Source organism: Mesorhizobium sp. M8A.F.Ca.ET.181.01.1.1, assembly GCF_004792025.1.
GTDB lineage: Bacteria > Pseudomonadota > Alphaproteobacteria > Rhizobiales > Rhizobiaceae > Mesorhizobium.
The window spans coordinates 106239-129034 of the sequence record NZ_SRTV01000010.1 but is presented as its reverse complement, the minus strand read 5'-3'; the positions used below and the strand labels follow the sequence as shown (position 1 = coordinate 129034).

Here is a 22796-nt window from a genome sequence, read left to right as displayed (position 1 = left end):
CCATGCCCTGGTTGTCGAGCGCCTCGATGAACCCTCTCAGGTCTGCGTAACTCACGAGAAACGTCTCCTCTGTGCGCAGTTCCCCGCGGCTCGCGCTCATCGATGCGCTTCGCCCGGGAGCAATCATTGAGTGAATTAAACACACTTGACTACCTATTGTCTATAGCAATATTCTATGTGTAGGGAGGAACGCACATGTCGAAAATACGCATGCTTCGGAACACACTGGACCGCCGTCAGTTGATGGGTGGCGCGATTGCCGCGATGGCTCTTGGTTATGCGGGCTCTGCACTTGGGCAGAGCAGCACAAAACCCCAGAAGGGTGGGTCTCTGCGCGTTGGCATCGCCGGCGGCGGCCCCACCGACTCACTTGACCCGCATTCCGCGATTACCCCGGCTGACATCGCCCGTGTTCTCAATCTCTACGACGGTTTGGGGGATGATAACGAACAGGCCGAGTATCGACCGCTTCTGGCAGAGGAGTTCGAGGTAAATCCCTCGGCAACCGAGTGGACGATTCGGATCAAGCAGGGAGCTGAATTTCACAACGGCAAGACGATCGGCGCGGATGACGTCGCCTATACGATTCGACGGATCATCGATCCGAAGAACCCTCGCAATGTAGCGCCGCTTATGCGCTCCATCGATCCAACGCAGATCGTCAAGCTGGACGACCGTACGATCCGTCTTAAGCTTCGCCGTCCCGATGCGGCACTGCGGGACGCTTTCCGCGTACTAAGCACCGGTGTCGTGCCTGTCGATTTCGACCCTAAGAGCCCCGTTGGTTCAGGCCCGTTCAAGCTCGACCAATTCGTTCCGGGTGAGCAATCGACTTTCAAGCGCTTCGAGAACTATCATGGACAAGCGCCTTACGTAGACGAACTGGTCCTCATCGATCTCCCCGACGATGTTGCGCGGGTGAATGCTCTTCTCGGAGGGCAGGTTCACGCGATCGAGGGTCTTCCCTACTCCCAGATACCGGTGGTGAGTGCCAACAGTAGCTTCAAGGTCCTGACGAGCAAAGCGGGGTCGTTTCGGCCATTCACGATGCGGGTCGACAAGCCTCCTTTCGACGACGTCAGGGTGCGGCAGGCTCTGCGGTTGCTGGTCGATCGCGAGCAGCTCGTAAAACTGGCCTTCTTCGGCCACGGACGCGTGGCATACGATGCGTACTCGCCCAATGATCCCTGTTTCGACACGTCTCTGGTTCGGGAGCGCGACGTCAAAGAGGCTCGGTCGCTGCTTGCCCGCGCGGGTCATTCCAATCTGCAGTTGGAATTGGCCACGACCGCGGCCGCACCGGGTCTGCTCGAAGCTTCACAGATCTTTGCCGAACAGGCGCGGGAAGGGGATGTGACAATCAACGTCAAGCGGCTCGACCAGGGTGGCTTCTTCGCGGAGTATACCAACTGGCCCTTCGCGGTAGATTACTGGACCCACAATCCTTACCTGAACCAGGTTGCCTTGGGGGAACTCGCCACTTCACCCCTCAACCCGACCCGGTTCTCCGACGAAGAGTTCACGCGTCTTAACGACCTTGCCCGCGCCGAACTTGATCAGAACCGCCGGTGCGAGCTTGTCCATCAGATGCAGCGGATTTCCTTTGAGCGGGGCGGGCTGATCATCTGGGGCTACCCCGACACTATCGATGCTCACTCGGCCCAGATTGGAGGCTTGGAGCCCGACCTTACGGGTTGGGGTCTGAACCGTTACAAGTTCAAGAAAGCATACTTCGTCGCCTAGTGACGCTGGCGAGGCCGACCTTCAAAATAGGAAATGACGTGATGCTGTATCGTTCCGCGATGAGCACAGAGGACGCTGATGCGGCACCGGCAGACCTGCCGGTGCCGTCCGCCCCATCGCGCTGGGCCTGGATCTTGCGGCGGTTGGGTTTCGGACTTCTGGCTCTATGGCTTGTCTCCGTCTTGGTATTTGCCGCTACTCAGGTGCTTCCAGGTGATCCGGCCCAGATTATCCTGGGCCGGGATGCGACACCTGCGCGCCTGGCCGCCCTTAGGGAGGAACTTGGCCTGAATGCCGCGCCGCTAGACCAATATATACAGTGGATGAAGGGCGTTCTCACGTTCGACCTTGGGCAGTCGTTGGCCACCCGTCAGCCCGTAGCCGATCTCATCAGCCGGCGAGCCGCGAACACGATGATCCTGGCCGGTGCGGCCGCCATTCTAAGTCTCCTGATTTCAGTAGGCCTGGGGCTGCTCGCGGCAACGAGGCAGAAGGGAGTGTTCGATGGAGTGTTCAACGTTACTGCTATGGTACTGACAGCGTTGCCGGAGTTCGTTGTCGGTATCGGCCTCGTCCTGGTCTTCTCGACCGCAGTGTTCCATCTGCTTCCTGCGATCTCGATTGTGACGCCTGGGATGAGCCCTCTCAAGGTGCCCGAGGTCCTGGTCCTCCCTGTTGCTACTCTGGTTCTGGTGACAGTTCCTTACCTGGGCCGTTTCGTACGTGCCACGATGCTGGCTGTGCTCGAAACAGATTACGTTCAGATGGCGCGCCTGAAAGGCTTGTCCGAGTGGCGCGTCATCTTCGTGCACGCGTTCCCCAATGTGCTTGTTCCCACGATCCAAGTAGCTGCCGCAACACTGGCGTATCTGGCGGGCGGTGTGGTCGTGATCGAATACCTGTTCAGCTATCCAGGGTTGGGTCAAACCCTCGTTGAAGCCGTCGCATCTCGCGACCTTCCCGTACTCCAGGCAGCCACATTGTTGCTGGCCAGCGTCTACGTGGCCCTCAACCTTATCGCAGATATACTCAGCGCGTTTGCGAACCCGCACATGAGGGGGGCATCATGACATCCAACGTTCTAACGTCACCACAGCGCCGTAAAAGGCCCAGACGTTTACCCGACGCCGGAATGGGCTTTGGAGTGGTCCTCGTCGGTTTTGTCCTCGCCCTCGTTCTGCTTGGCCCCTGGCTCGCTCCCCATACATCGACGGCGCTCTTGGCTGCGCCCTTCGAGCAGCCGTCCGGTGAGTTATGGTTTGGCGCCGATTTTCTTGGGCGCGACGTTCTCAGCCGCACTCTGTGGGGTGGTCAAACGGTGCTTGGACTGAGCTTGACGGCGACGGTTCTGGCACTCGTCGCCGGGGTAGCTGTCGGCCTCGCGGCGGGTGCGTCGAACAGCTGGGTCAGCGACGTCATTATGGCAGCGATGGATCTGATCCTCGCCTTTCCGCAGATTGTTCTTGTCGTCCTTTTCGTTTCGATGCTCGGTCCGCAACTGTGGCTGATCACCCTCGTTACGGCGATTTCGCACGCCCCGCGGATCGCACGGGTGACCCGCGGCCTAACTGCCGAGCTCATGCAGCATGAATTCATTCAAGCAGCTCAAGTGATTGGAACGCCGAGCCGGGTTGTCCTGACCCGCGAAGTTCTACCGAGCCTGCTTACGCCGCTGGCCGTGGAGTTTACGACCCGACTGACGTGGTCGGTCGGCCTCATTTCCGGCCTTAGTTTCATTGGCTTCGGACTACAACCGCCGCAAGCCGACTGGGGGCTGATGCTCAATGAAAACCGCAATGGGCTACTCATCCAGCCCTGGGCCGTCGTGCTCCCGGCGTTCATGATCGCGGTCCTGACAATCGGCGCCGGGCTCATCGCCGATTCTCTGGCGCGAAGAGCATCCGGATCGGGCCAGCAAGGACGTTGACGATGTTAGCTGCAGAAGTAGTCAAGCTAAGGGTTGAGACGATTGGTCGACGCGACGAAATCGTGGACGATATCAGTTTCACGCTCCGCCCTGGTGAAATTGTCGGCCTGGTCGGTGAGTCAGGATCCGGCAAGAGTACGGTTGCCCTCTCTCTTCTGGCATACGCGCGAAGGGGAGCGACCATTGCCAGCGGTCGGGTCATCATCGACGGAAAAGACATTCTGTCGATGCATCGGAGCTCATTGCAGGGGATCAGGGGGCGTCTCGTCGCTTATATACCTCAGGATCCCGCTGCAGCCATCAACCCCTTCCTCAGCATTGGCACCCAGCTCAGAGAGGTTTTGGCGGCTCACCGCGACAAACTGACCGGGAGCGAACGTAATGAGCTGGTCGGCACGGCGATGCGCGACGTTCAACTGCCCGGCGATGCCGCCTTTCTTTCACGCCTTCCGCATCAACTATCGGGAGGACAGCTCCAACGGGTCGCCATCGCGATGGCATTCATGTGCCAACCCAAGTTGATCGTTCTCGATGAGCCGACCACAGGGCTCGACGTGAGTACCCAGGCCTACGTCCTTCGCACCGTTGCGAGGCTCTGCCAGCAGAGCAATGCAGCTGCGCTCTACGTGACGCATGACTTGGCGGTCGTCTCATCTCTCGCTGATCGGATTTTGGTCATGTACGGAGGGCGGATCGTCGAGGCGGGTCGATGCGAGGATGTTTTCACGCGTCCGCGTCATCCGTACACCCGCAAGCTTCTTCGGGCGACTCCCGATCGCCATGCGCGTTATGCTCTCGAAACCATGCCGGGGCGAGCCCCGCGTCCGGGGTCTCGTGATCCCGGCTGTCGCTTCGCTCCGCGCTGTGCACAGGCCCAAGAGCGCTGCCATGTCGAGGAACCATCGCTCGACTTGGTCGCCGAGGCTCATCAAACCCGGTGCTTCTTCCCGACCGAAAACCTGCACCAGGCGCGTGTAACTGCACCGATTGGACCCGAGGTGATCGGCACCGAGCTCCTCAATGTGTCTGGTCTCTCGGCAAGCTATGGCAACATGCGCGTCCTGGATGGCGTGAGCTTTTCCGTTCGCGAGGGCGAGTGTGTTGCGCTCCTGGGCGGCTCAGGATCCGGCAAAACCACCCTGGCGCGGTGCATCATGGGCTTGGTCGCAGCCTCTGACGGAACGGTCCGGTTTGCAGGACAGGTTCAGGCCCGTGATGCGCGAGGTCGACCCGCCTCCGTTCGGCAGCAGCTTCAGTACATCTTTCAAAGCCCATTCCGGTCGCTCAACCCTCGCCGTACGATCGGCGACATTGTTGCTTCACCCCTTGAAACGCTCTTTAACATTCGAGGAGCGCGGGCACGTCAAGAGGTCCTGACAGCGCTCGAGAGAGTATCTTTGACCCCCGCGGTGCTCGGACAGTATCCGGGAGAACTCTCGGGCGGAGAGCGCCAACGCGTCGCGATCGCCCGTGCGCTCGTGTGTCGACCCAAGCTCCTCATTTGTGATGAGATTACGTCAGCTTTGGACGTATCGGTGCAAGCGAACGTTGTCGATCTGCTACGGCGATTGCAGCGAGAAGATCGACTCGGGCTCTTGTTCGTCACTCACGATATTGCGCTCGTGCGCAACATCGCCGACTCCGTGCTGGTGATCAACCAGGGACGGGTCGTCGAGAGTGGTCGCGCGGCAGACGTCATCGACCGGCCGAGTGACGGCTACACCAAGTTCCTCGTCAATGCCACGCCGTCGATTGAAATACCTGTTCCGGCACATGCCGGCAGCGGAATGTAGGGGGCACAGATGGACCAATCGTTTGAGGTAGATGCGGATGTCATTATCATCGGCGGCGGTTTCGCCGGTGCTGTCGCACTGCGAGAGCTTTCTTCACGGGGTGTAAACTGCATCCTGCTTGAGGCTCGCGACTGCCTCGGCGGTAGAACAAAGACGATCGAATGGCACGGGCGTGTCACGGAGGTGGGAGGACAATGGCTGCACTGGCTCCAGCCGCACGTCTGGTCCGAAGTCACGCGGTATGGTTTGGAGCTCTACGAACGTAAGCCAATTCAACGAGTTCGCTACGCTAGCGGCGGCGCTATTCGCGAGTGCTCGGTGGATGAGTTCCACGATCTTTATTCGGGAGCTTGGCAGACCCTTTATGCCGGCGCAACCGACGTTTTCCCCCGCCCGCATGACCCACTTTATGCTCGAGCAAAGCTCGCAGAGATCGATAAGTTGTCAATCCGGGACAAGCTCACCGCCGACGGCGTGGAAGGTGAGGTGCTCGACGCGGTCAGGGCGCTGGCGTCGGTCTCCTTCAACGCGCCTCCCGACGATGGAGCGCTGTCCCAGGGGATGCGCCGTCTTGCGATGGTTGGCGGAGATCCTGATCTTCTCGCTCAGACCCTCCAGCAGTTCCGATTGCGTGACGGAACGCGGCGGCTTCACTCGGCGATCCTGTCGGAAGGCAAGGGAAGCATTGAACTTAATGCAGTGGTCTCGCAAATTCGCCAGAATCCCCAGGCCGTCGAGATCCTTCTGGCCGATGGTCGTACCTTCACCTCACGCGCGGCTGTGGTTACCGTTCCGTTATCGACGCTTGGGGACATCGAGTTCTCTCCACCACTCGCGAAAGGCAAATCTGCCTTCGTGAGCGAGGGCCAGATGACACAGGGAAGCATGTTCTGGTTGAGGTTGCGGAACATGCCTCAGGAGGCCTTGCTCGCCCTGGCGCCGCCGGAGCACCCGCTGTCTTATTTGCGTGTCGACGATGAGGAGAAGGACGGCACCGTCATTGCAAATGGCTTTTCGCCATCCCGAAAGGCACTTGATCCGTCTGACCGCTCCGCGATCGAGAAAGCGGTGCGGCTCTGGGTGCCGAAGGCGCAACTTGTCGAGCATGTTTGCCATGACTGGGCGACCGACCCATTCTCGAAGCAGACGTGGACGATGCTGAAGCCTGGGCAGCTCTCAAGCTACTTTGATGATCTTCAGCGGCCCGAAGGATCTGTCTTCTTTGCCGGAGCGGACTACGCGAGTGGTTGGTTCGGTTTCATCGATGGCGCTATTCAATCGGCGCACGTGGCAAGCCGCCAGGTCGCGGCATACTTGCAGGAGAAAGGACTCGAACATTCGGGTTCGTTGAACAAGGTTGACAAACAGCAGAGGGTCGCATGAGCACAAACACAAAACGGATAGAGAAGAGAGCCCTCGGTCGGGTTCACGTCGCGGGCCAGCCGATGCCATGGCTGAAGGGCGTGGTTGCTGGCGATTTCGTGTTCTTGGCGGGTACTGCTGGCGAGACAGATGATGCGGGCCAACCCGTGAGATCGATCGAGGAGCAGACCGCTTTGGCTTTCGCGAGGGCTCAAGAAGCTTTGTTGGAAGCCGGAAGCACACTTGAACGGGCCGTTCGGATCAACCAGTACCTGTCCGACCGCACGTTGAGGACACGTTATGTGGCTGCTCGCCAATCCTGGCTCGAGGCGAATGTTCCTGCACTCATGAGGGAGCCGTCGTTCGCTTCGCTGCTCGTCATTCAGGAACTAGCGGACGAGGAAATGCTCATCGAGGTAGAGGTAACGGCGCTGGTCGGCTGATGAACCGCCGTGCTCCCGGCCCCGTGAAAACCGCGTCGATATCTGTGGGAAACCGAGTAGTGATCGCTTGCGATCCGCAGTCCTTCGTATATTGAGTATAGCAATAATAAAGGGAGCTCCGGTGGCTAGATCGTTCGATTTTGCCGATAAAAAGACGACGGTAGGACCGTCGTCCCGGGTGAAGAAGTCAAAATCTTCAAATCAGCTAAGTACACGGCCGACCCTGACTTTGCCGGAACTGCTGGAAGGAGGCGACAGTCAAGAGTTTAGGCACATGATGGCTTTGCTGTTCGCCTCCGTCAGCCGGTTGCAATCCATGCGTCGGGCTTTGGCAGGTGAACTCGGGGTAAGTTCCACCGAGTTTGCCGTCATAATGGCGCTGTACCACATAGAGGGTGAGAGCGGCGTACGCATAAAACAGATAGCGGACTACCTCCACAGTGCCGGTGCGAATGTCACAGCCACAGTCGGTCGCCTGCAATCCGAGGGTTGGGTCACCAAAGTTGAGGACAGCGAGGACAGCCGCGCAATGCTGGTGAAGCTCACCCGTAAGTCGAGAAATACACTCGATAAATCGATGCCTTCGATTTCCGCGATCAACGATGTCTGGTTCAAAGGTCTCCGAAAGGATGACGTTCGGGTTGTGACCCAGTTCCTGGAACGATTGATCGAGCAATACGGTGCTGCCGCTGCGGTTGCAAACAACCTCTCGATACTGACGGAATCCACCGACTAGATTCTGCCCCGTAGGGATGCAAGTCGTTCACCGGGCAAGATCCGGGCTGCGGCTTGGCATACGAATACGCGTCGAGTGGCCTTGACCAGCCTTGCATGGCAATTGTCACATGCTGGCGTCCAGCGCTTGTTTTATGCAATTTCCTCTATTTCTGCTGCCTGCAAGATATCCGGTGCGCTTGTCTCCATGAGAACCTGGACACGCCAAGCGTAGCATGTGTGCAGGATGCGCTACCCGGTCTTTGCATAGATCCGCCGGATCCGACTCTGGGCTAGCGATGTCCAAGCGGGCAGAGCAGCTCCTGCATTCTTCTATGCGAAGAACTGAAGCCGTCGTCAGCATTTGTCCTAGAGTTAACGGGTGAGCAGGGTCGACACCTGCTCGAAGGAGAGGCTTTGCAACGCCGACATCAACCGTGTCGCAATGCCCTGAAACGATGTGTTCGACCCAGCCCGGAAGGGCGGACGCCAACTGTCCGGATGAACCGAAGTAACACGTGTCCACCGTGCATCTCGATCATCGAAGTCTCCGGATTTGAGCTAACTCCTTGCAGGCCCTCTCTCACTCGCTCGTCACCAGTCGCGCGGAGGAAAAGTGTGCTGTCTGGTCAATGGCTCCCTTGACCAAGAAAGCTATTAAATATATGTATAAACAAATAGACACACCACTAGCGAGTTAGATCGAGGAGGAAGCTATGAACATCGAGACGCAGGTCACGAGTGCGCCGTCCGCCAAGGGCGCTGCAGGAGCACAGGAGACGGCTGCTGAGGCTATCGTCGATGCTCTGGTCAAGGAGGGGGTTCCATTCGTCTTCGGCATGACGGGGGACACGATCCTGCCGATCATCGACGGCCTCCACGCTCGATCGAGCGAAATTCGCTATATCACGACGCGGCTTGAGATGAGCGCTGTGGCTATGGCGGACGGCTATTCCCGCGTCACAGGGAAGCTCGGCGTCGTGACGATGCACGTTGGACCAGCCGTCGCGAACGCAGTTCTGGGCACCTGGACGGCTCATAAGGACAATGTGCCCGTCATGGTTCTCTCGGCCAACCTAGACCGTTTTCGGCTTGGGCGAGACATCTGGCACGAGTTCGATGTCGTGGGGGTTTTCAGCAAGTTCACGAAGTTCTCCGATCAGATGATTGAAGCGAAGGACGCGAGGCGCCTGATGCGCACTGCGATGCACGTGGCCCAGTCGGGGCTTCCGGGCTGCGTCCATCTGGACTTCCCCAAAGATCTGCTGGCCCAGCCTGCCGACACAGAAACGTTCGATCTTTCGCTTCGTGGCGGCGCCCACATGGGCTTTGTTGCCCGTGCGCCGCGGCCTGAAGAGGAGGCTGTCGAGCGTGCTTTGGACATCCTGGCCGAAGCGAAAAGTCCCGTTATCATCGCGGGGCGGGGCGTTGCTTGGTCGAAAGCCGATTCGGAACTGAGATCCCTGGCCGAAGCACTCGGAATTCCCGTGGTGGCGACTGAGATGGGCCGGGGAACATTTCCTGAGGACCACGCCCTCGCGGGCGGACTTCTCGGCCACTTTGGTCACACTGCGGCGAACACGATCGTGGCGGAAGCGGACGCGATCCTTGGGCTGGGATGCCAGTTCCATAACGTGAACACGATTAACTGGCAGCTTATCCAGCCCGAGGCCAAGATCATCCAGGTTGAGAGCGAGCCGCTCGAAATCGGTCGGCAGTATGCCGTGGCGGTAGGGGTGCATGCTGACACTGGGGCGTTCCTCCGCGATGTCCTGGATCGGTTGCGCTCTCGATCTACAACTCGGCCATCGGAGTATAGGGACGCGGCGATCGCAAGACTCTCGGAATTGAAGCGTCAGGAGAGAGAGACTTTCTACTCGGTCGACCTCGATTCGAAGCCCATCAAGCCACAGCTTGTAGCATCTCTTCTTGAGGAACTCGCCGCCGACGACGCGATCTTTGTCATCGGTTCTGGTCACAACACCCACTTCTCAAACTACATCAAGATCCTGCATCCCGGACAGTACCATTACAGCATCGGTTCAGGCTCTATGGCTTGGGCAGTTGCTGCCGGCATGGGCATGAAACTGGCGCAACCGCACCGACAGGTTATCGTTCCGATCGGCGACGGCGATTTCAGCATGAATGCCCAAGAGCTTGAAACGGCTGTTCGCGAGAACATTCCAATCACCGTGGTCATCTATAACGACGTCTCCTTCGGCGCGCTCAGGATCTTCCAGCAGAGGCAATACGGCGACCGCCAACTCGGGTCGTCCTATGGTGACACCGATTTCGTCAAGCTCGCCGAGGCGTATGGTGCGCGAGGAATTCGAGTGGAAGATCCGAAGGACCTGAAGGCAGCGCTTGAACAGGCCCTGGCGGCCGATGTCGTGACTGTAGTCGACGTGCGAATCGATCCTTGGGAGCTTGCTCACCGAACCCCTGAGTTCAAGGAGTTCCATAGGTTCTGATGGAATGCGTTGCCGCCTCCTGTTCAAAGGAGGCGGCATACTCAGAAGTAATGGAGGCGGCGATGCAGGAACGGCCCTTACAGGGAGTGCGAGTGGTCGAATGTACAACGATGATTACCGGACCACTTGCAGGCATGATGCTGGCAGACCTTGGTGCCGATGTAATCAAGGTAGAACATCCGGAAGGTGGTGACCCGTTTAGAAGTTTCCGTGGGGGATCCGTCAGCCCTTATTTCTTGGCCTACAATCGTAACAAGAGGTCAATCGCGTTGGATCTCAAATCCGAAAGCGGTCGGCGCGTTCTGGAAAAACTTCTTGAGACTGCCGACGTTCTGATCGAGAACTTTCGTCCTGGTGTCCTCGACCGCCTCGGGTTCGGCAAAGATCGGTTGCAGAAGATCAATCCCAATTTGATCCTCTGCTCGATCAGCGGCTTCGGCACGAGCGGCCCTTACCGCGATCGACCTGCCTATGATGCTGTCGCGCAAGCTGTAAGCGGCCTTTCCAGCTTGTTCTTCACGCCCGAGGAGCCTCGGATCACAGGGCCAACCATCGCTGACAACTTAACAGGTATCTACGCCTGCTACGGGTTGTTGGCCGCCCTCCATGCTCGGATGGCACACGGTCGGGTGAGCAGTGTTGAAGTGAACATGCTCGACTCCGCGATCGCGTTCACGCCCGACACGTTCCTGGCCCATACCCTCCTTGGTCTCGAGCCGGGCCCTTTCATGCGGGTGCAGGCTTCTCAGTCCTATGCTCTTCGCTGCCGGGATGGAGCAATGCTGTCGGTTCACCTGTCATCGCAGGAGAAATTCTGGCGGGCCTGCCTGGAAGCATTGATGATCCCGGAACTCGCCGATGATCAGCGATTCAGCACAAGGGCAGCGCGCGTCGATAATTATCTCGAACTCGCCCGTGAGTTGAATGCGGCGGCGCGTTCGCAGGATAGAGCGTACTGGCTTGATCGCCTGGCTGCGCTGGACGTGCCGCATGCTCCTGTCAATTCGCTCGCAGAGGTGATCGACGACGAACAGGTGAAGCACCTCGGCGTTTTCGCGCAGATGCAGCATCCGATCCTGGGACCGCACATTGCCCCGCGCCGGCCGGTTACCTTCAACGGGTCACGTGAGGATCAGCCGCTGGTGGTGGCGCCTGAGATGAATGCGCATGGTGAGGAGATCGTGCAGGAACTGGAGCTTAGCGAGGCTGACGTTCTGAGCTGGCGTGAGAACCTTACGGCTAAGGGAGTTAGTGAGGGAACTGGAGCACCTGCGGGGTCTACCGCGCCGGAACCGGCTTCAACTCCAGAACGAGTGACAGGGTAGGGGGGGTATATGAGCACTCGAACAGACCAGGTCGAGGGACCCGTCACGCGGATCGGTACATCGCCTTTCGACGTTGACCGCCTGCGCTTGCGCGGTCGGGACGTTCTGACTGAGGTTCTTGATCATGTCACGTTCTCGGAGGCGTTCTTTCTCGCTGTCACCGGGACAATACCAGACAGCGTGCAGCGCCGCGTTCTCGACGCGGCCCTCGTCATTCTGATGGATCATGGTTTAACGCCAACGGCCCTCGTTTCGCGCCTTGTCGGCGACTCTGTTGCCGATCAACCCCAGGTCGCGGTGGCGGCTGGCCTGATGATGGTCGGGGACAAGTACGCGGGTACGATGGTGGGCGTCGGCACCTTTCTCAACGCCGGCATCGACGTTGCCGATCACACTGCCTGGGCGCAAGATCTCGTGAACCAGTATCGAAGTACTGGACGACGTTTGCCGGGGTTTGGTCACCCGTTCTACCGAGGAACGGATCCACGAGCAGAGAAGCTTTTGCAAATCGCTGTGGAAGCTGGGGTGCAAGGGAAGTACATCAAGCTTCTTAGGATCGTTCAAACGGAGCTTAGCTCAAGCCTCAGCCAGCCGGCTCTCCTGAACGTAACGGGGGCACTCGGCGCAGTCCTCTGCGAGATCGGCTTTCCCGTGCGGGCGATGAGAGGTCTCGCCGTGGTCAGTCGGGCGGCAGGTTTGGCAGCTCATGTGGCCGAGGAGGCCACGCATCCGATCTCCCCGGCCCTTATAAAGTTTGCTGCAACCGTGCCCTACCATGAGGATGACGGCAACGGCATCAACGGCTAGACAGCCGGTTGAGTTCGGGCGTGCCTCTGACGATGAACGAGACCGACTGATCGAAGAGCCCCGGGGTGCCTGAGTGCGGCAAATCTTGCTGGCCGGTTCGGCAGCGGCCTGTGAGCAGGCGTCGATATCGTCTCGCGTGTGGAGAGCCACCAGCGTTGAGTAGAGGCACGTTGGCCGCATACCTGCCGCAGCTTCGACGATCTCTTCAGCCAACAGCGCCTCCTGCTCATACGTTCGTCCTCCTGATGGCACATGACCATGGATCAAACGGCCACCTCAGTGGGGTCAGGCAGATTGTCGAAGCTGTCGAGATTGAAATCGTGCCAACATGGACAAGCAAGCGAAACGTCCACGCGGCCTAGATCACCGTGTGCGGGTCGTCGTACGGGAGGGTCGGATCCATTGGGACAGGGGCATTGCGCGACCCTCCCGGAGAGCGGATGGCTATGTTGTTTGGGATGAGCTCGTGATCGATGTCACGCGCGAGGTGGAGGTTGAAGCCAATTTCCGCATGGCGAAAGATTAAACCAGCCGGGCTCACGTGGCAGCCACGCGGGGTGTTGCTGGGGTCGTTGAACAATTGAGGCCATTACGGAGTTGCGGCAGGTAGCAGATTCACCCGCTGATGCCATGATTAAGGGCAATGTGACGGCGGCCCCAAGGACTGCACGCCTGGTGGCGCCATTACGGGCTTGGCCGCGTTGGCTACGACCGTCATGACTAGTCTCCTTGTCTCTCAGGAGCGACGAGATCGATCATTCGCGCGACGTCCTCGTCTCCGTAACCACGCTCCATCGCCTCCCGATAGCGAGGAATGGCTGCGCTCAGGAGATTGGGAGAGAGCCCACCCGCCCGCGCAACCCTGTCAATGATCTCAAGATCTTTGAGCAGGATGCGCGGAGTCCCCAAGGGCTTTGTTGGCTCCCGCGCCGCCATGATCGGACCGCGTGCATCGAACTGGGCGGACGAAGCAGCGCTGCCACGTAAGGTCTTTGCGACGAAAAGTGAGTCGAGACCAAGGATTTCCGCTAGAGCAACAGCCTCCGCGGCGGCTTGAATATGGACACCGACGAGGAAATTCGCGACGTACTTCACCCGCAATCCATTGCCAAAATCTCCACAGTAAACAACGCTGTCGAGCATGTCTTCGAGAACGGAACGCCAGCGTTCGACTACAGCGAGTTCCCCGCTCGCGAGCATCAAACCCTTTCGAGCCGCGACGGCAGTCGGAATACCTGAGATCGGGCAGTCCAGCATGACGCCGCCGTGAGCGGCGTACTGGCGCGCCGTATGCATTTTCACGTCGATGTCAAGTGTGCTCATTTCGACAAGCACTGGGAGCAAGCCGCCGCGCGACAGAAATCCATTCGGACCGGCCACGACCTCGGTCAGGGCTTCAGGTGTCGGCAGGCAGGTCATGAGCACGTCCGATCCGGCGGCGGCCGCCGCCGGCGAAGCCGCAGGCGTGCCACCAATACCTGAGAGCGGCTCAAGCGACCCGCGCCGATAGCCGACGACGCGGTGACCACGTTCTATCAGGTTGCCTGCCAGTACCAAACCGAGACTGCCAAGGCCGACAAAGCCGACCTGGACAGATCGCGCGATCGGCTCGGTTGGGGCAGGTCTGTCAGAAACGCTCACGACGAGACCCCCGGAAGGGAGGCTGTCGCCGTCGACAGAGACAATCGGATGCGTAGTGCGCCTTCGTTGAGAGTCCAGATGGCAAAGTGCGCGTCGCGAAGCCCAGCTTTAAAAAAGGGCTCATCGCACCAGAGGGCTTGAGCTTCGGAGAGATCAACACCCTGAAGGATAGTCAGACCCTCATAGGGAGGCACCTCCGGGCCCGCTACAGGACCAGACCCAAACAGCACGCCGCGGCGCTCCAGTTCAATGAGGTAGGCGAAGTGATCGGGCAGGAGCCGGCGTATCGCGTCGGGATCGCGGGCATTGACATGGCGGATCACGACAAATGGTGCTGCCATCATTCGCTCTGTTAGGAGTTTGAGGTCGTTACCCTCGTTCGGCATTTCCGTCTCCCCCGTTGTCATGCCAGGTTGAACGAGCGGTCGGAGAAATGCACAGAGAGGTCCAGTGCTCCTTTATTGATCAGCCAGGGACGGACTCGGTAGGTCCGGTACTTCAAGACATGAAAGATGTCCCCTTGTGCAATTTCGTGCGCCTCCGCTTCTGAGACAACCTTTAGCAGGATCATTCCATCGGGGTGGTCTGGATCATCAACGAAAGGCCCAGCCAAGAAGACTTTGTTCTGGCGCTCCAACTCGGCATAGTACCCAATATGCTCACCAATACGTGCGATGCGCCCGCCAGCATCTTCGTTCCATAGGGGCGTCTTCTCTAGAAGGAGGGCATAGACCAGAAGCCCAAGCATGCCTTGGGTGCTCTCCTGCTCGCTGGCGCGTACCGCCTCGCGGAAGGTACTCATCGCATGCTCTCCTTAAGTGTGGTCGGCCTCGGGCACTGCCGCATAACAGCACCACAAAAGCAGGCTGGCAGACATTCATATTTTCTATAGCTATTTTTAACAGGCGTTTGCAAGGCCTGCAATCGACATTGTGAATCTGGCTTCGGCTAAACCGCCGGATGGAGATTGATGTCGTATTGGGCCCAAATAGCCCAAACGTGTCAGCAGCCCCCTGGCTCCCGGCCTCGACACAGGGCACCTCGTGCCCGACCGGAATGCGCTCGAGCTATTGCGGAGAATGGGTGACGACGGAGGCGTGAAGGCGGCGTATCGAGGCGGGTGTCCAAGCCTGTCAACCTCTCAAAGAGAGCGACACGCCATGCACACACCTACCAGCATCGTCCGACTGCGTTAGTCCGACAAGATCGACGATCACCTGACTGAGAGGCTCCGCACAGGAGTCTGCCGTCTCCTGGCCCTAGCTGTCGAGATGGAGGCTGAAGCGCATGCGGTGTTCTAAGGCCCACGGCCTTGAGCGGCTTGGCGCATAGGCAGCAGGTCGTTGATCTGGCTCTGCGGGTGGCAGGCGACGATGCGGGCGATGAGGTCGGCGAGGTAAGATTGTGGGTCAACGCCGCTGAGCTTGTAGTTTCGATGACCTAGCGATGACCGTCCAGCGCTCGCCGCCGCCGTCGCTGCGGGTAAAGGCCGCATTTTGCGATTGAGCGCGATTGGTCGGATAGCGCGTTCGATGACGTTGGAGTCGATCTCGGCGCGGCCGTCGTCGATGAAGCGACTGAGGCCTATCCATCGCGAGAGTGCGTGGCGGATGGCCTCGGCGAGTTTGCTCTTCTGGCTGATGAGGGCGAGTCGACGATGATGCGGCTTCTCGCCAGGCGGATGTCGCGGCGTTCCTCGGCCGAACCGCCGCGGATCTCACTGTCGATCCGGTAGAGTTCGGCGATCCGCGCGAGCGCTTCCGTGGCGATCGGCGCCGGACCGCTCGGCGCGAGATCGTGTAACTTGTGCCGCACGTGGCTCCCGCAGAAGGCCACGCCCACGGTATTGCGGTCGGCCAGAACCTTATAGCCTGCGTAGCCATCGACCTGCAGCGTGCCGACGAAGCCTTGAAGGTGCCGGACCGCCTGCTCGGACTTGCGATCAGGCGCGTAGAGATAAGCGACGCCCGGCGGATCGACGCCCCCAAGGTCGTTCGTCACGAACGTAGGCGAAGAGCTGGCCGGTCTTGGTTCGGCCGCGACCGGGATCGAGCACCGGCGCCGTGGTCTCGTCGGCAAAGAGCTTGGCCGACGCCTTCAAGCGCTCGATCAGACGTTCAAGCAGCTATGCCGCCGCCCAACCAAGTATCGCCTTCACTTCCAGATACTCTTCCAGTCCGAACACACCGTTCTCGCGTCCGTTGCCCGACTGCCGGTACCCTCCAAAGGGCGCGACGGTATCTGACGTTGCCATGTTGATGTAAGCGCGTCCGGCACGGAGCTTTCGCGCAACAGCCTGCGCGCGCAGGAGGTTAGCTGAATGGACGTACGCGGCTAGACCGAAAACCGTTCCATTCGCGATCTCCACGGCTTCGTCCTCGTCCTCATAGCCGATGATGGACAGAACAGGCCCAAAGATCTCCTCCTGTGCGATCCTCATTCCGGGCGCCACATCAGCGAAGATCGTGGGACGAACATAATAACCGCGATTGAGACCGTTAGGGCGACCAAGACCGCCGCCTACCAATTGAGCGCCTTCGTCGATCCCAAGCTGAATATAGGTTTGCACACGGTCGAACTGTGCCTGGCTGATAAGCGGCCCGAGTCGGGTGCCTGCGTCATCCGGGTGGCCGACCACAACCTTGTCGAGGGCACGGCGTGCGATTTCGACAACGCGAGGCATCTGATCACGTTGTACCAGCATGCGGGTCGGCGCAACGCAGGCCTGTCCGGAATTTGTGAAGGCCCGCAACACCCCAGCTGGAATTGCCTCGTCGAGATCCGCGTCAGGCAGGATGATGTTGGCTGACTTGCCACCAAGCTCCTGATGAACGCGCTTCACCGTATCGGCCGCCGTTTTGGCGATTTGAATGCCAGCACCGGTGGATCCCGTGAAGGACACCATGTCGACATCCGGGTGGGAGCAGATTGCGTGACCGACCACCGGCCCAGTCCCGTTCACGAGATTGAAAACGCCCGCCGGGACGCCGGCGTCATGTAACACCTCGGCGAGCAGTACCGAGCTCAAGGGGGCTATCTCGCTCGGCTTGAGCACGACGCAGCACCCCGCGGCCAATGCGTAGGCAAGCTTCGAGGCAACAAGTCCCAGCGGCCAGTTCCAGGCGGTGATCAACCCGCAGACGCCGATCGACTCCCTCACAATCCGACTCGTCCCAAGCGGGGCCTCGAAATCGTAGGCCTGCAAGACGCGTCGGGCTTCCCGGAAGTGGGATAACGCCATCGTCACCTGCACTTGGCGTGAGAACCAAGCCGGCGCTCCCATTTCCAAGGTGATGATCTTGGCAAACTCATCAAGACGCTGCTCGTAGATGTTTGCAATCTGGTCGAGGAGTTCTACGCGTTCAGCTACCGAGGTTGCACTGTAGGCTGGAAAAGCCCGTCGAGCAGCGAGCACGGCCTTATCAACATCCGCAGCCGCCCCCAAACTGATCTGCGCGAAAGGCTCCTCCGTCGACGGATTGATCACGTCCATCGTTTGCGGGGCGACGGGGTCAACCCATTCGCCCGAGATATAGAATTTGTGATGATGCATCTCTTCCCTCGCAGATGGCGCTCGTGTTGAGACGCCGGATGTTTCAGAATGTAAAATCTGGGTTTTGCAGGTTCAGGGTGCCTCTCATTTATTCCCCTGCCCTTGCTCGATGAGTCTCTGACCTGATTGCAAGAGACGGTCGCGCAGGCCGTGGGCTGCAGAGTTGACGAGACGCCCTTGCCATTTCTGTGCTTTGCCGTTCACGAACACCGATTCGACTTGCGCTGCCGTCGAATAGAAGACAACGCTTTCAGCAGGGTTCTGTGCCTGCCCAAGATCGCGGGGTGATTTCCTGATCAGCTGAATATCGGCAGCCTTTCCTTTTGTGATCGAGCCGATCTCCCGATCCATACCCAAAACTCTGGCGCCCTCTATGGTCGCCCATTCGAGAGCTTCGTGTGCGGTGATGGTGAGCTCCTTTGGATCCTGACCCTCTCGAAGAAGGCGATCGTTGTCGAGCGCGCGCTGCATCTGCAGCGCGATCCTGATCTGGGTAGCCATTTCCGGACCGACGTTGGTGGGGATGTCCGTCCCAACCGCAGGTCGTCCCCCGGCCAGCCGAACATGTCCGGTGGCTGGGAAGCCCATCCCCATCTGCATTTCGACCTCCGGTGTCACCGTGATCGTCGCACCCGAGTCGACGACGGCCTTATACTCGCTGGCCGTGAAGGAGTTTGCGTGAACGAGGTTGATGTCAGGGCCAAGCAGCCCCGCGTCCGCCAGCTGGCGAGCCGCTTTGTTCTTCGGTCCGACCGTGCCCCATCCTGTGTGCATCGTAACCATAACGCCAAGGCGGCGCGCCATGGCGATATCGCGCGTCGTGGCCGGCAGAGTTGATTCATCCGGCCCACGGATAGCAAGAGCCATTCGTACAAGCCCGCTGTCAGACGATAGACGCTCCTTCCGCAGCCGGGCCGCATCTTCGGGATGGTCCCGGTTAGGGTCGGCATACCAGTCCCAATCGCCAGGCGGGCCGTATCCGAAAACGCTACGGACGCCCGACTCAAGGAGAGCGTCAACGGCACGGTCCGCATGAGCCGGCGTATTGATCGCATGACAGTAATCGAACACAGTGGTGGTCCCGGCGCTCACTTGCTCGAAACAACCCGCCAAGTTCGCCAGGTACAAGTCTTCGGCGCTGATGTGGGGTCCGATTCCACCCAGAATACGCTGAACATACTGGTCCAGGCTCCAATCGCCTGCGATACCAGCCATAGCGCTTTGCCAAAGATGGATATGAGCATTCACGAAGCCTGGCAGAGCTATCAAGTCGCTTGCATCTATGACTTCGGCATCTGGCGCGTCGATGGAGTGATCGACGGCTGCGATTCGACCGGAGCGGATAAGGATGTCACCACGCTCAAAAATCGGGTTTTGCGGATCCATTGTCAGGATTGAGGCGCCGCGGATCAGAATGTCGTCCCGAGTTGGTGCCGGCCGAGATTGTGTCGGCTGGTCAGCGCTGCGCGCGCCCTGGGCGCCCGCCAGCACCGCGGCTCCGGCAAGAGCTGGCAAGATCTGTCTGCGATTCAAGTAAAACAGGTGTCTATCATTTTTCATGAGTGTTCCTCCGTTGAAAGTTTCTCTCAGAGCCCGTTCTTCGGTGCGCGCCCTGCCGTGCTGGTGGTTCCTGCCCGATTGATCGCTGGACCTTCTTCCTCGGTGCGTGTGGTCTGAGCGCGCAAGACCGTGGCCCACTTATCGCTGACGGCCTTAGCCTCTGCTGGATGAAGCGCGGTGCTGGGCGGAAAGCGCGAGGACCAGGCATAAGGCCGACAAGCATCGATGATGGCTTTGGAATGCGCTGTCACACCAAGCTCCTTCGCCTCGGGCGGGATGCGCGGGTCGAGGGCGGAACTCCAGCCATTTCTGATGATATCGATCGAGTCCGAGGGCTCGCAGCGCGTAGCGACCGCCCACAGAACATCGTCCATGTTGGACGGATCGATATCGTCATCGACGAGAATGATCAGGCGTCCCATGTAGCTATTGGCGGCCGCTATCAGGCCAGCTCGCTTCGCATGCCCATCATAGCGTTGCTTGACAGCGACAACCGTAACGAGTGACGAGACATGCTGCCAAACACCGGTGACATCGGTGACACCGGCGTTTTCGAACAGTGTCCAAAGGGTTGCAGCCTTCAATGGCAGCCCAAAATGGTGGAGCGGAGGCTTCAACGGAGGCGAGGCAAACAGGATCGGATTGTGCCTGAAATGCACCGCGTCGACCTGCATTACCGGTTGCGGTCGGCGATCTGCCGCATAGTATCCGGTGAACTCTCCGAATGGACCTTCCTCCGCCATCACCGTCTTCGGATCAAGCAGGTAACCTTCCAGAATACTTTCGGCTAGTGCCGGAACCAACAGTTGTGTCAGCGGCGCTCTTGCCAGCGGAATCGCTTCGCCCTTGACGGCTCCGGCAAAATCATACTCCGAATAACCGGCTGGGAGAGCTTCGAAACCTGCTAAGAAGAGTGACGGATCCTGGCCGTTGACGATGGCGACCGGACAGCTTTTACCCTGGTCCCAGAACTTCTTTGCAAGGATGGCTCCGTGCCGTCCCAAGTGATCGAACTGAATCGTGACCGTATTCGCTGTTTGAACCTGGACTCGGTAGATCGATGCGTTCACCCAGTCGCTGTCAGGATCGCCCATGACGACGAGGCTGCCCGATCCGATATAGCGGCCGCCGTCGTCCGCATGCCACTGCGGTACAGGAAAGCATGCGAGGTCGACTTCGTGGCCCGCCATCGTGTTCTCTAGAAACAGAGGTTCGGTGAGGCGCTGCGGCAAGGGGCCACTCCGCTGGAAGGCGGACCGTTTCTCTTTCCATCGCTTGAGAGCTTCCAGAGGGGCGAGCGATGGATCAAGGCCGAGTGCAATGGCCGCTTTGACGGAACTGTTTGTCGCGTTGGTGAAGACGCGAAAGCCCGCGGGATAGCCGTCGAACTTGTCAAACAGAAGGGCAGGGCATTCGGGTAGGTTGGCCGCGACCTCGGTAACAGCTCCAACCTCTAGATGCGGATCAGCACCGGGAACTCTTCTGAGCATGCCCTGGTTGTCGAGCGCCTCGATGAACCCTCTCAGGTCTGCGTAACTCACGAGAAACGTCTCCTCTGTGCGCAGTTCCCCGCGGCTCGCGCTCATCGATGCGCTTCGCCCGGGAGCAATCATTGAGTGAATTAAACACACTTGACTACCTATTGTCTATAGCAATATTCTATGTGTAGGGAGGAACGCACATGTCGAAAATACGCATGCTTCGGAACACACTGGACCGCCGTCAGTTGATGGGTGGCGCGATTGCCGCGATGGCTCTTGGTTATGCGGGCTCCGCACTTGGGCAGAGCAGCCCAAAACCCCAGAAGGGTGGGTCTCTGCGCGTTGGCATCGCCGGCGGCGGCCCCACCGACTCACTTGACCCGCATTCCGCGATTACTCCGGCTGACATCGCCCGTGTTCTCAATCTCTACGACGGTTTGGGGGATGATAACGAACAGGCCGAGTATCGACCGCTTCTGGCAGAGGAGTTCGAGGTAAATCCCTCGGCAACCGAGTGGACGATTCGGATCAAGCAGGGAGCTGAATTTCACAACGGCAAGACGATCGGCGCGGATGACGTCGCCTATACGATTCGACGGATCATCGATCCGAAGAACCCTCGCAATGTAGCGCCGCTTATGCGCTCCATCGATCCAACGCAGATCGTCAAGCTGGACGACCGTACGATCCGTCTTAAGCTTCGCCGTCCCGATGCGGCACTGCGGGACGCTTTCCGCGTACTAAGCACCGGTGTCGTGCCTGTCGATTTCGACCCTAAGAGCCCCGTTGGTTCAGGCCCGTTCAAGCTCGACCAATTCGTTCCGGGTGAGCAATCGACTTTCAAGCGCTTCGAGAACTATCATGGACAAGCGCCTTACGTAGACGAACTGGTCCTCATCGATCTCCCCGACGATGTTGCGCGGGTGAATGCTCTTCTCGGAGGGCAGGTTCACGCGATCGAGGGTCTTCCCTACTCCCAGATACCGGTGGTGAGTGCCAACAGTAGCTTCAAGGTCCTGACGAGCAAAGCGGGGTCGTTTCGGCCATTCACGATGCGGGTCGACAAGCCTCCTTTCGACGACGTCAGGGTGCGGCAGGCTCTGCGGTTGCTGGTCGATCGCGAGCAGCTCGTAAAACTGGCCTTCTTCGGCCACGGACGCGTGGCATACGATGCGTACTCGCCCAATGATCCCTGTTTCGACACGTCTCTGGTTCGGGAGCGCGACGTCAAAGAGGCTCGGTCGCTGCTTGCCCGCGCGGGTCATTCCAATCTGCAGTTGGAATTAGCCACGACCGCGGCCGCACCGGGTCTGCTCGAAGCTTCACAGATCTTTGCCGAACAGGCGCGGGAAGGGGATGTGACAATCAACGTCAAGCGGCTCGACCAGGGCGGCTTCTTCGCGGAGTATACCAACTGGCCCTTCGCGGTAGATTACTGGACCAACAATCCTTACCTGAACCAGGTTGCCTTGGGGGAACTCGCCACTTCACCACTCAACCCGACCCGGTTCTCCGACGAAGAGTTCACGCGTCTTAACGACCTTGCCCGCGCCGAACTTGATCAGAACCGCCGGTGCGAGCTTGTGCATCAGATGCAGCGGATTTCCTTTGAGCGGGGCGGGCTGATCATCTGGGGCTACCCCGACACTATCGATGCTCACTCGGCCCAGATTGGCGGCTTGGAACCCGACCTTACGGGGTGGGGTCTGAACCGTTACAAGTTCAAGAAAGCATACTTCGTCGCCTAGTGACGCTGGCGAGGCCGACCAGAATAGGAATGACGTGATGCTGTATCGTTCCGCGATGAGCACAGAGGACGTTGCTGCTGCACCGGCAAACCTGCCGGTGCCGTCTGCGCCATTCCGATCGTTCAACCCTCGCCGTATGATCGGCGACATCGTTGCTTCGCCCCTTGAAGCGCCAGCAGCTGATGGGCCGGGAAGCCTCTTACTGAAATGACAGTCCGGAACTTCCGA

17 protein-coding genes and 1 pseudogene are annotated in these 22796 nt (G+C 59.2%); 11 read left to right on the top strand and 7 right to left on the bottom strand.

Features of this window, described 5'->3' with window-relative positions; all coding sequences use genetic code 11:
• The first annotated feature begins 195 nt into the window (after positions 1–195).
• The 10 genes from EN824_RS28495 to EN824_RS28450 all read left to right on the top strand — a co-directional run bounded on the left by EN824_RS28495 (position 196) and on the right by EN824_RS28450 (position 12585).
• The gene (locus tag EN824_RS28495; protein WP_135932938.1) at positions 196–1743 is read left to right on the top strand and encodes an ABC transporter substrate-binding protein; all 1548 of its coding nucleotides are present in this window, start codon (positions 196–198) and stop codon (positions 1741–1743) included.
• Between the two features lie 41 nt (positions 1744–1784).
• Complete coding sequence (locus EN824_RS28490) at positions 1785–2813, top strand: ABC transporter permease (protein WP_210235463.1); 1029 nt, start codon at positions 1785–1787, stop codon at positions 2811–2813.
• Positions 2810–3670 carry an ABC transporter permease gene (locus tag EN824_RS28485; RefSeq protein WP_210235464.1) on the top strand — a complete coding sequence of 287 codons (861 nt, stop codon included), beginning with the start codon at positions 2810–2812 and terminating at the stop codon, positions 3668–3670. The genes EN824_RS28490 and EN824_RS28485 overlap by 4 nt, the downstream gene beginning before the upstream one ends.
• 2 nt (positions 3671–3672) lie before the next feature.
• Positions 3673–5463, top strand: coding sequence for an ABC transporter ATP-binding protein (locus tag EN824_RS28480; protein ID WP_135917378.1), 1791 nt, complete (start codon positions 3673–3675; stop codon positions 5461–5463).
• Positions 5464–5472: 9 nt separating this feature from the next.
• Entirely contained in the window at positions 5473–6846 is a 1374-nt protein-coding gene (locus EN824_RS28475) for an NAD(P)/FAD-dependent oxidoreductase (RefSeq protein ID WP_135917380.1), read from the top strand.
• Positions 6843–7268, top strand: coding sequence for a Rid family hydrolase (locus EN824_RS28470; protein WP_135880866.1), 426 nt, complete (start codon positions 6843–6845; stop codon positions 7266–7268). The genes EN824_RS28475 and EN824_RS28470 overlap by 4 nt, the downstream gene beginning before the upstream one ends.
• A gap of 121 nt (positions 7269–7389) precedes the next feature.
• Positions 7390–8004 (top strand): MarR family winged helix-turn-helix transcriptional regulator, encoded by a 615-nt coding sequence (locus tag EN824_RS28465; protein ID WP_135880865.1) that lies wholly within the window; start codon positions 7390–7392, stop codon positions 8002–8004.
• A gap of 694 nt (positions 8005–8698) precedes the next feature.
• The gene (locus EN824_RS28460) at positions 8699–10453 is read left to right on the top strand and encodes a thiamine pyrophosphate-binding protein (RefSeq protein ID WP_135917382.1); all 1755 of its coding nucleotides are present in this window, start codon (positions 8699–8701) and stop codon (positions 10451–10453) included.
• Between the two features lie 62 nt (positions 10454–10515).
• Positions 10516–11778: a CoA transferase gene (locus EN824_RS28455; RefSeq protein WP_135917383.1), complete on the top strand. Its 1263-nt coding sequence runs from the start codon at positions 10516–10518 to the stop codon at positions 11776–11778.
• A gap of 9 nt (positions 11779–11787) precedes the next feature.
• Positions 11788–12585 (top strand): citryl-CoA lyase, encoded by a 798-nt coding sequence (locus tag EN824_RS28450; RefSeq protein WP_135917385.1) that lies wholly within the window; start codon positions 11788–11790, stop codon positions 12583–12585.
• Positions 12586–13305: 720 nt separating this feature from the next.
• Here the strand turns inward: EN824_RS28450 and EN824_RS28445 are convergent.
• The 7 genes and pseudogenes from EN824_RS28445 to EN824_RS28400 all read right to left on the bottom strand — a co-directional run bounded on the left by EN824_RS28445 (position 13306) and on the right by EN824_RS28400 (position 20880).
• Entirely contained in the window at positions 13306–14226 is a 921-nt protein-coding gene (locus EN824_RS28445; RefSeq protein ID WP_135880861.1) for an NAD(P)-dependent oxidoreductase, read from the bottom strand.
• Positions 14223–14612 (bottom strand): YciI family protein, encoded by a 390-nt coding sequence (locus tag EN824_RS28440; RefSeq protein ID WP_167531263.1) that lies wholly within the window; start codon positions 14610–14612, stop codon positions 14223–14225. The genes EN824_RS28445 and EN824_RS28440 overlap by 4 nt, the downstream gene beginning before the upstream one ends.
• A gap of 17 nt (positions 14613–14629) precedes the next feature.
• The gene (locus tag EN824_RS28435) at positions 14630–15028 is read right to left on the bottom strand and encodes a hypothetical protein (protein WP_135917387.1); all 399 of its coding nucleotides are present in this window, start codon (positions 15026–15028) and stop codon (positions 14630–14632) included.
• A 495-nt stretch (positions 15029–15523) separates the two neighbouring features.
• Positions 15524–16345 (bottom strand): annotated as a pseudogene (locus EN824_RS36210) (IS66 family transposase); the annotation flags it as partial.
• A 6-nt stretch (positions 16346–16351) separates the two neighbouring features.
• A complete protein-coding gene (locus EN824_RS28410; RefSeq protein WP_135917393.1) occupies positions 16352–17779 on the bottom strand; it encodes an aldehyde dehydrogenase family protein in 1428 nt (475 codons plus the stop codon).
• Positions 17780–17863: 84 nt separating this feature from the next.
• The gene (locus EN824_RS28405) at positions 17864–19339 is read right to left on the bottom strand and encodes an amidohydrolase family protein (RefSeq protein WP_135917395.1); all 1476 of its coding nucleotides are present in this window, start codon (positions 19337–19339) and stop codon (positions 17864–17866) included.
• Positions 19340–19365: 26 nt separating this feature from the next.
• Positions 19366–20880, bottom strand: a complete 1515-nt coding sequence (locus EN824_RS28400) for a UbiD family decarboxylase (RefSeq protein ID WP_189522238.1) — start codon at positions 20878–20880, stop codon at positions 19366–19368.
• A gap of 140 nt (positions 20881–21020) precedes the next feature.
• Between EN824_RS28400 and EN824_RS28395 the strand changes: the two genes are divergently transcribed.
• Positions 21021–22568, top strand: a complete 1548-nt coding sequence (locus EN824_RS28395; RefSeq protein WP_135917400.1) for an ABC transporter substrate-binding protein — start codon at positions 21021–21023, stop codon at positions 22566–22568.
• The last annotated feature ends 228 nt before the right edge of the window (positions 22569–22796 follow it).